General features: G+C 42.1%; 2 protein-coding genes and 1 pseudogene. All 3 read right to left on the bottom strand.

The window, feature by feature from the left end:
• Window positions 1–2,381 (bottom strand): SpaA isopeptide-forming pilin-related protein (locus tag SORDD15_RS10230; RefSeq protein WP_061415622.1); only part of this gene is annotated, 2,381 nt, incomplete at its 3' end.
• Window positions 2,382–2,843: 462 nt separating this feature from the next.
• On the bottom strand, window positions 2,844–7,136 hold the full coding sequence (locus tag SORDD15_RS10650) for an Ig-like domain-containing protein (RefSeq protein ID WP_419579764.1): 4,293 nt from the start codon (window positions 7,134–7,136) through the stop codon (window positions 2,844–2,846).
• 266 nt (window positions 7,137–7,402) lie between these two features.
• A pseudogene (locus SORDD15_RS10645) lies at window positions 7,403–9,793 on the bottom strand (sugar-binding domain-containing protein); the annotation flags it as partial.
• Window positions 9,794–9,816: the final 23 nt, after the last annotated feature.

Here is a 9,816-nt window from a genome sequence, read left to right as displayed (position 1 = left end):
CCCTTGTAGATCTTGATTTGTGCTCCTGCAATTTCTGTACCACCAAGGTTAACCTTACTAAAGGTAATCTTACGTGGACTATCGTCATCTTTATCAGTGACTTTGATTGTTGAACCATCGGTTACGACTGTATTGTCCTCGCCTTTAGCATCCTTAGTACCAACATTCGTCACTTTAACTGTTCCATCATAGTTAACTTGGAAAGTGATATCCGTTACTTTGAGGTATCCAGTAGGGGCTGCTTCCTCATGGAAGGTGTAAGTACCTGGGGCCAAGCTCAATTCTTTAGACTTACCAGCTTCTGAAGTCCAGCTTTCTACGGCTGTGCCTTCTGCCTTATCGCCCTTGAAGATCTTGATTTGTGCTCCTGCGATTTCAACCCCACCAAGACTAATTTTACTGAACGTGATTTTACGAGCTACATCGTCATCTTTATCAGTAACTGTCAGAGTTGAATTTTGGGCTACAACACGATTGTCTTCACCTTTAGAATCTTTTTCACCTACTTTTGTCACTTCAACAGTACCGTTAGGTTTAACTTGGAAAGTGATATCCGTTACTTTGAGGTAACCAGTTGGGGCTGCTTCCTCATGGAAAGTGTAGATGCCTGGTTCAAGATTCAGTTGCTTAGGTTGGTCAGTTGAAGTCCAGCTTTCTACGGCTGTACCTTCAGCTTTTTCGCCCTTGTAGATCTTAATCTGAGCACCAGCGATTTCATTTCCTCCAAGGTTTACCTTACTAAAGGTAATCGCCTTTGGAGTTGTATCCTCTTTGTCAGTGATTGACAAAACAGAACCAGTTGTTACGACAGTATCTGTTGTACCTTTTTTGACAATTGTAATAGAAGCATCAGCATTGACCGTGAAGGTAACATCATCAACATACTGATACCCATCTGGAGCATAGGACTCTGTTAGAGTATAGGTACCAGGAGCTAATTTAATCACTTTAGAAGTATTAGCTTCTGTTGTCCAGTCTGCTACAGGTGGAGCTTCCGGTCTTACACGATCTCCGCTGTAGATTTTAAGTTCGGCACCTGGGATTTCTTTCCCATTTGGATCCACCTTTTTGAAAGTAACCTCTTTCTCAGTTGGTGTCTTCGGAGGTGTCTTTTTATTTTCAATTCGACGTTCTACAGATTTATCTGAGCCAAACTCATCTGGAGAAATTTTAATATCTTCAGTTAGTTTGTCATAGCCAAAAGGAGCCGTTACTTCACGAATTGTATAGTTGTCTCGCAACAATTTACCTACACTAGCGTTACCATCAGAATCTGTTGTCAACCGTCCAACAACAGCTTGGTTACGATCACGAATCACTTCAAAAACTGCACCGTGCAATGGTTGGCCTGCTTCGTCTACTTTATGAATTTTAATGGTGAAAACATATCCTTCCGCAACACCACCTGCAATCTGGTAGGTACGTGTGCTGGTTGATTGTTCATTCTCACTACCATTGTAGCTCATGTTGGCTACGTTCGTGATTTCCTCACCATCGACTAGATCATAATTCGCTTTAGCTCGATACTCGATCATATAACCAAAACCATTAGTATCTCCTAAAGGAAGAGTGAAACCATCACCATTCGCATTTACCACTAGTTTGTTTTTAAAGGTTTCAGTCATATCCTGAGCATCGGACCATTTCCAGTCTCCGTTATTCCAGCTCCAGTTTACTTTATAAATACGAAAAGTATCTGGTAGGAATGTCATATTTGGAGAAGAGAAAGCATCTTTGATAGTGACATCACTGTAGTTCGCCATATTGCGGTTTACAGTAATGTTATAACGGATTACATTTTTCTCGTCGTCCTTGTATTGGAAGGAACTCTTTTCAATTTTAGAGTCGTATTTCCCTGGAGGGCCGTTATAACGGATTTTCCCTGCAAATAGAACTCTATGTCCTACAGTAATATTGACATCAACGTCTTTTTCTTCTGAAACAACGTCATGGTCAACTCGGACATAAACAAAGAATTTCCCCCTAACGCCAGAATTATTCTCAACAAACTTTGTGTAAGTTAGAGTAATCGTTTTACTAGTGGCATCTAGATGTCCAGTAGCTACAAGATTGTTAGAAGCATCTCGTAATTCAATGTCTGAAGAGTTTGAAAATGCAATCTCTGATGGTAATTGAAGTGTTGTTGTATCACCTTCATGCACCGTATTATCTGGCAACTCAAAATTGGCAGTAAGACGGAATTCTTGCCAAATATCCAATCCTTGCGTTAATGCTTCACCAGATTTGTTCTCAACACCTACACTAGTGATCACATCATTATACTCTGTCGCATGTACTTGCGTCAGAGGGGCAAATGATTGGAGAATAACTCCCAAACATAGAATAAGGATCTGAATCCAAGATCTTATTTTCTTGTTCATTTAATCTTCCTTTCTTATAATATTCAGTTGTAAATGTACAATGTAATAGTAAACTAAATGATTGTCCCCAACTAATCACCATTCTCCTTTTTCAAGCGAAAATTATTAGCCACATTACATCCACATTTTATCATACTATGAAGAAAAAGGCTAGAACTATCAAGCAAATTTTTATAAAAAAATCCAATTTTTCTTACTGATTGAAATCGACTTTTTCACATCCGTATATTAACCGCTTTATGCCTTTTTCTTCTCCTATCATCGAAACAGAAACTGGTATATTTTACCGCTATTTTTTAAAAAATAAGTTCACCTTGTTTTCGATACCAGATAGTATTTTTATCATTTTGGTTATCTGATTTCATAAACGTTAAATTGCTCTAGAGAAAGTACTTCTACCTATTAAAAAGACCAGGTTTCCCTGGTCTTTCTGAGATACATTTAGAAGAAATACTGATTCATTTAGTCTTCTTTTTTGCCTTTAGTGGCCACTAGACCTGCACTCAAACCAAGAAGGGCTAAGCCGGCTGCTACTGCTTGACTGGCTTCACTTCCTGTATTTGGCAAGTGATTTGTTTCAGCTTGAACTTCTTTAGCTTGACTTGAGCCAACTACTTCCACCTCAGGTTGTGGTGCTGGCTTAGTTGTTTCTACAGCTGTACCGACTTCTAGGATGCGATCCTGAGCCATGACTTTATCATAGATTTCTTTTTCAGTTCGCTTGCCATTTTCAACTTCAATCAAGTGAACACGGATACCTTTTTGACCTTCTTGGAGAACACGAGTTTGACCTGCTGGAAGCTGATCATTCTTTTGTTCCTGAACCTTGAAATCAATTGTTTCTTCTTCGATTACAAGTTCTGGTCTGTTAAGGACAAGGTTCTTCACTTCATCTTCTGGAAGGGAGGTTCCTGGTTTCGTTCCAACCAAGACGATGCGGTCTGTCGGAGCCTCTACCACTTCACGGAGTTTTTCTTCCTTACTTCCGCTAGGATTAACCGCTGTGAAGATCCGTTCCTTACCAACTTTTCCTTCTTGTTCTACACGAGTTTCACCCACATATAGACTTGAATCTGCTTTTTCAATAGTCTGGAAGGCAAGTTCTTTTTCGACAACCTCAAGACTTGGATTTTCTTCTTGAATAGCAGGGGCTGTTTTGTCAGAAACTGGTTTTTCCTTAGTCAAGTGGATACGGTATTCCTTGACTTGTTTTCCACTTTCTGAGACAAGGCGAACAAGTACTGGAAGATCATCATCTCCACTATCTACTACAGTCGAAGCGACATTGTTGCTTTCTTGAACGGTCACCTTTGGACGTTGTTCGCTGTAGGTTAGTTGGTAATCTTGACGATCCTCAGCAAAATCAGCAAGATCTTTTCCATCTACTAAGATTTTGGATTGGGTGCTTTCTTGAGGTAATTCACTCGGTGCAAGGAAACTCATCTCAACAATCGCAACACCGCTCTTGTCCGCTTTACGCTCCATCCGCCATCTCATAGCTTTTGCTTTTACAGCCTTAAATGTTAGATTGATCTCATCTCCAGCTTCAATTTCCCTATCTGCATGGTAAGGAACTACCTCCCAATTTTCAGGGTTATTAAATGGATGGTTGGCTTCATAAGCTTGATAGTTCGAGTAGTACTCTGGCACATCAAAGTCTGGACCGATATAGCGTTCCAAGACAAGTTTAGACGGTGCATCTGTTCCACTGTCTGCAAAGAAGTGAAGTTTGGCTTGGGCAACTGTCCGCTCAACTATTTGGCCATTTTCTTGGAAAATGACACCGACAGACACTTCTGGATTAGAAGATGGTGTTGGCGACCAGTTTGTCCAACGACGATTTTCATCATGGTCTCCATCATTGACATAGTCTACCCGGTCATGTGAGCTTGGGTCAATATCATTTGTCGCTGTCGCAAAGGCTTGATTGCCATTTTCATCGTAGTTCGGGTTGTCTGACAAAGTTTCACCTAGTTTATCTGTCACTCGTACGGAGACTTCAGCTACAAGGTCACTACCAAGAACCCGTCCTCGAACGGTGAACTGACCTGCTTTTGTCAGATTTTCTGCTGGAACTTCTTCCCATTCCACTGCCAAGTCTTTTGTTTCGTAACCGTCTTTACCTGTGAAGTAAACCGGAACCTTAGTTGACAACTCAAGTGGTTGCCCTACTTGTATCAAGCGAGCTTGTTTTACCGCGGCAACTGGTTTACGAGAGAGTAAGTCTTTATTGCTTGTAAAGTGTAGACGGTATTCTCCTAGGATATCACCATTTTCAGATTTCGCGATAACACGAACTGGCTCACCTTCACGAACACTTGGAACAACGGTAGCGAGACCATTGTTGCTAACACTTGCTGTTACTGCAGGAACTTTTCCATCTACAGACTCAAGATAGTAGTCTGTCAAACTAGGGTTAAAGTTTGCTAACTCTTTGCCATCAACTTGGATTCTTGTTTGTCCTTGTTTGGCTGCTACAACTTGTTTCGCAAAGATTTGTACTTCTGTGATAGAAGTTCCTTTCTTGCTATCGAGTTTGACCATACGGATGCGGATTGCATAGGTTTCAACTTTATCAAAGCTAAAGTGGTTCATTTCTCCAGCCTTGAGTTGAGCTGGTGCTTTGAGATTGCTTACCTCTTTCCAGTTTGCAGAATCGTTAAAGACATGATTTTCAGTTTCAACAAAGCTAGGGTTTTTAGGAGCTGTTGGAACGGTCTTACCGACATAATATTCAATCACATAAGACTTAGGTACACCAACTCCGTGATCTTCGTGGAAGCCAACGCTTAAGTTATCAACAGAGCGTTTGCTCAAAATACCAGAGTCACCAAAGAGAATTCCTACAGATGCGTCTTTCTTACGATTCCAGTTTGTCCAACGGTTAGCTGGTTGGTTATTGTAGGAAATGAGTTTGTCATTAACATTTGAAACTGGGTCGCTTGGATTTGAGTCTGAAGCAAAGGCAAGTGGCAATTCTGAACCGGTCCATTGGTCAGAAATATTTGCTCCCTGCTCAGTTTGAGCAGACACACGAACATGAAGTTTGGTAGTTAACTGTGTACCTTCTAGGCGACCAGTGACTGTAAAGACGCCTTCCTTAGCGTATTGCTCTGGACGAATCGCATCCCAAGTAACCTTAGCTGATGAAACGTGGCCATTTGAATCGTAGGTACGAACGCTTTCTGGTAATTGTGGTGCTTCTGCGATTGGTGTTGTCACACTAACTTCTTCAACTGAAACGATACCTTCTACAGAGACTGTTGCACGCGCTTCAAGATCAAGACCTTCAACTTTACCTAGAACTTCAAAGGTTTGGTAGTGGTCAAGTTTTTCTTTTGGAATGGCTTGCCATGTGACTTTGTGGGCTTTAGGGAAACCTTTGTCATACTCAACCGTTACTGTTGCTGGAAGACTTGGTTCCTGATGCAAATCTGTGACTACATTTACAGGACGGATAGATTGCGCAACCTTCTTCTCAGTATTGGCCTGAATCGTGAGCTCGATTTGACCTGTAGCCCCCTCATATTCTGCTTTGAGAGTAACTGCTCCTGGCTTATGCAACTCAAGCATTCCTTTACGAACTGCGACTTCCCCTTCACCACTTATAGAGAAGTTCACCTTATCCGCTGGTAAAACCGCTTGTGTTCCGTCTTGATAGTGAGCTCGAACCGACAATTTCACTGTTTGATCTTCCTTAAGACCGTCAGCTTGTTCCACTTGTAGGCTCAAATGGTCAATTTTTGGTGCTTCTTCAAGGAATTGAATTGCATACATTTGAAGAGGGCCACCATCATTTGGTTGAACAAAGATGCTTGCACGCATGCCGTTTGCTGCGCTTGCTTGCACCACTGTAACATCTGCATTTTCAGCACTTGCTGTGACTTTTGGTAACTTAGCTCCATAAGCAAGAGTCCGGTACTGCATTGGTTTTTGACTAGTAAGACCTGTGACAGCTTCATCACCAACCGTTACAGTTAGTACTGCAGGTGCCGCAGCCTCACCTTCTTCTACTACAAGGGTAGCATGAATTGGCTGACCTTCTAAATGGCCGGTCGCTTGAATACGAGAACCTGGAATTGCTAACTTAGCTTTATCTTCTTCAGCAATCTCCCACTTGTCCACTTCATACTCTTCAACACTTCCATCAGTCAAAACATAGGAAACAGATTTGTCTACAGAGTTCAAGTCAGTATTTGGAGCAATACGTTTCACAACTGGCAACTCAGACTTAAGAGCAATCACTTCTACACGAGCTTCTACTTCTCGTCCGTCAGCCGTGCCTTTGACCGTTACAATACCTGGCTTGCTCACATCTACTGAAGACCAGGTTACAGGATGTTCTGCACGGCTACCATCACTGTATACAAACGGAACAGTGGTAGGCATTTCAGGCGCCTCTCCAATAATGGTCTGTACTTTTGGTACTTCTGTACCTAAAACAGTCTTTTCTTGATCTTCTTTCTTACCTGTAAAGACAGTGACTTGGTCCGATTTCAAGAGAGCAGAGTGGGCAGTAAGGGTGAATTTACCTGCTTGTTCAGTTGATTTAACAATGGCAACCCCTTTACCGTTAAAGGCTCTGCGGATCCAAGAACCGTCTGGTTGTGCCTTGTAGCGTTCACGACTGGCTTGTTCCCCATTATCGACACCCACCAGTTGACCTTGTCCATGCAATTGGAAACGAACCAAATTATTGGCAGTTGGTACCACATTTCCTTCACTGTCTACGATTTCGTAGTAGATGTAGGTCAAGTCTTTTCCATCTGCTGCGATTGCGTGTTCTTCCTTGACGAGGCGAACACCTGCAGGTTGGCCTGCAGTGGTAATCTTATCACGGGCAATTTCTTTTCCAGCTTCATCGCGAGCTACAGCTTCTAAAGTACCTAGTTGGTACGCAACCTTCCACTCAAGATAGAGTTCCTTAGCATTGGCACCTTCTTGGTAGCTACGGCCATCACTAGTTTGTTTTTGTTGAACGTTTTAACACCGAGAGATTGACCATTTAAGAACAATTCTACGCTCGCAGCGTTTGAGTAAGCACGAACTGGAATCTTGCCTTCTGAGTCAGCAACATTCGCTTTTAGACTAGGGTCTTCCCAGTTCCAGTGAGGAAGAAGGTGCACCATCGGTTTCTTCTTGGCAGAAACCCATTGGCTTTGGTAGAGATAATAGTCATTTTTAGGAATACCGGCAGTATCCACGATACCGAAGTAAGAACTCTTAACTGGTGTTTGGTTTTGGTTGTGCCATGGTGTAGGCTCACCGATATAGTCCGTACCTGTCCAGATGAACTGTCCAGCATAGCCTGCATTATCACGGTCAAAGGTCCAAGACTCAGTAGCCGTTTTCCCCCAACCTACACGGTCATTTCCATAGTCAGACTGCTCGTAGTTACGTTCAGGTTTGTTATCGTGGGAAATACTTGGATTTTCAGGATGATAGTAAGAACCACGTGTTCGAGTTGCAGAAGACGTTTCAGAACCATAAATCAACCAGTTTGGATGTTTCGCACGCAGTTTGGCATAGTTGTCTTCAGAGTAGTTAAATCCAACTGCATCTAGTTCTTCGGCAATTTTCTCATGACCACCACTACCATTACCGAAACGGAATTTATCAGCTCCCATGGTGACATAACGAGTTGTGTCAATTGATTTTACAACCTTGACCAAGCGTTTTACTGTCGCTAGTGAGTGAGCATCCCCACTTGCTTCACCGATTTCATTTCCGATTGACCACATGAAGATAGCTGGGTTATTTTTCCCTCTTTCAACCATGGTTCGAAGGTCGTAGTCGGACCATTTTTCGCCTTTTTTCGCTTCTGGGTGAGTGGCATCTTTTTCAAAGAAACGGCCATAATCATACGGTTTCTTGCCTCCATACCAAGTATCAAAGGCTTCTTCCTGAACAAGCAAACCAAGTTCTGCTGCAATTTGCAAGGTTTGTTCACTAGCAGGGTTGTGGGTTGTACGAATGGAATTGACACCCATTTCCTTCATTTGTTTGAGACGACGATATTCTGCTTTATAGTTTTCTTCTGCTCCAAGAGCTCCGTGGTCATGGTGCAAGGAAACGCCATGGAATTTAATGCGTTCACCATTTAAAGAGAAACCTTCATTTGGAGTCCAGTTGTAGTAGCGATATCCAAATAGGTCTTTTTTAGCATCAACCAACTGACCATCCCGATAAATACGCGTAATCAATTCGTACAAGGCTGGTTTATCATTTAAAACGGTCCAGAGTTTTGGTTGTTCAACTTCTAAAATCGTATCAAGGCTAGTTACTTCATGTGCTTTCAAGGTACGACTCTCTGTACGTACTAAGCCTGTTACAGCCTGACCACCACGTTCAACGATTTGATACTCTGCCACCAGCTCGTGGTCTTTGTCGTCCGTATTCACGATTTTGCTGGTTACATGAGTTTCAACCTTGCCATGTTGCTGTTCTTCAAGTTTTGGCGTTAGGATGGTTGTCCCATTTTTCTCAACATGAACCTTATCAGTCACTTGCAAGGTCACATCACGGTAAATACCGCTACCTGAGTACCAACGGCTACTTGGTTGTTTGTTGACAGCATGAACAGCAATCACATTCTCACGACCATCTTTGTGAAGGTATTTGGTGATATCATATGAGAACTGGTTATATCCATTGGGATAATGTCCCACTAACTGGCCATTGACATAGACTTGTGAGTCCATGTAAACACCATCAAATGTTAGACGTACATTTTTATTAAGATCTTCTTCATCTAACTTAAAGGTTTTACGGTACCAAGCTTCACCACCGTTTAACTGACCACCTTCATTTTGTGCAGGTGATTCATGGTCAAAATCATTAAAGATGCTCCAGTCATGTGGAAGATCTAATTTTTGCCATGTTGATACATCTGTATCTGGTTTCACAGCTTCTTTGGAATTGGCATTGAGCTTAAAATGCCAATTTTGATTAAAATTCACTTTTCTATCTTCAATCATTTGATTTACTTCTTCATTTGTCGCAGCTTTAAGAGCTTCTTTAGCAGATCTTTCTTGAGTCGAAGCTTGCGATTCCACCTTTGGAGCTGTTTCTTCAGGTTTTAGAGATGCTTTCTCCTCTTTTGGAGATACAGGTTCGTTTTCTTTCTTCTCTGATTTGCTTGCTTCAATTGGAGCAACTTGACTTTGGTCGACACTTGCAGCATCATTGTGCTCTGCTACAGCTTGATCTTCTTTTTCCTCCACTGCCGGACCTTCCTCTTTCGCTGGTTCCACAGTGTGAGTAATTGGAGTTTCATCCGCGAAAACTGGTGATTCTCCAATGACACTTCCTCCAAATAGAACCGCACAGGTTCCAATCATGACAGAGCAAGCTCCTACGGCAAACTTACGAATGCTGTAGACTCTTTTACGATTCCAATGGCCTTTTTCCATAAAATCCTCCTCTAGTAACCGCT

This window comes from Streptococcus oralis (assembly GCF_001578935.1).
Taxonomy (GTDB): Bacteria; Bacillota; Bacilli; order Lactobacillales; family Streptococcaceae; genus Streptococcus; species Streptococcus oralis_R.
Note: the sequence above shows the minus strand (reverse complement) of the source record. Positions and strands in the feature narration are given on the sequence as shown.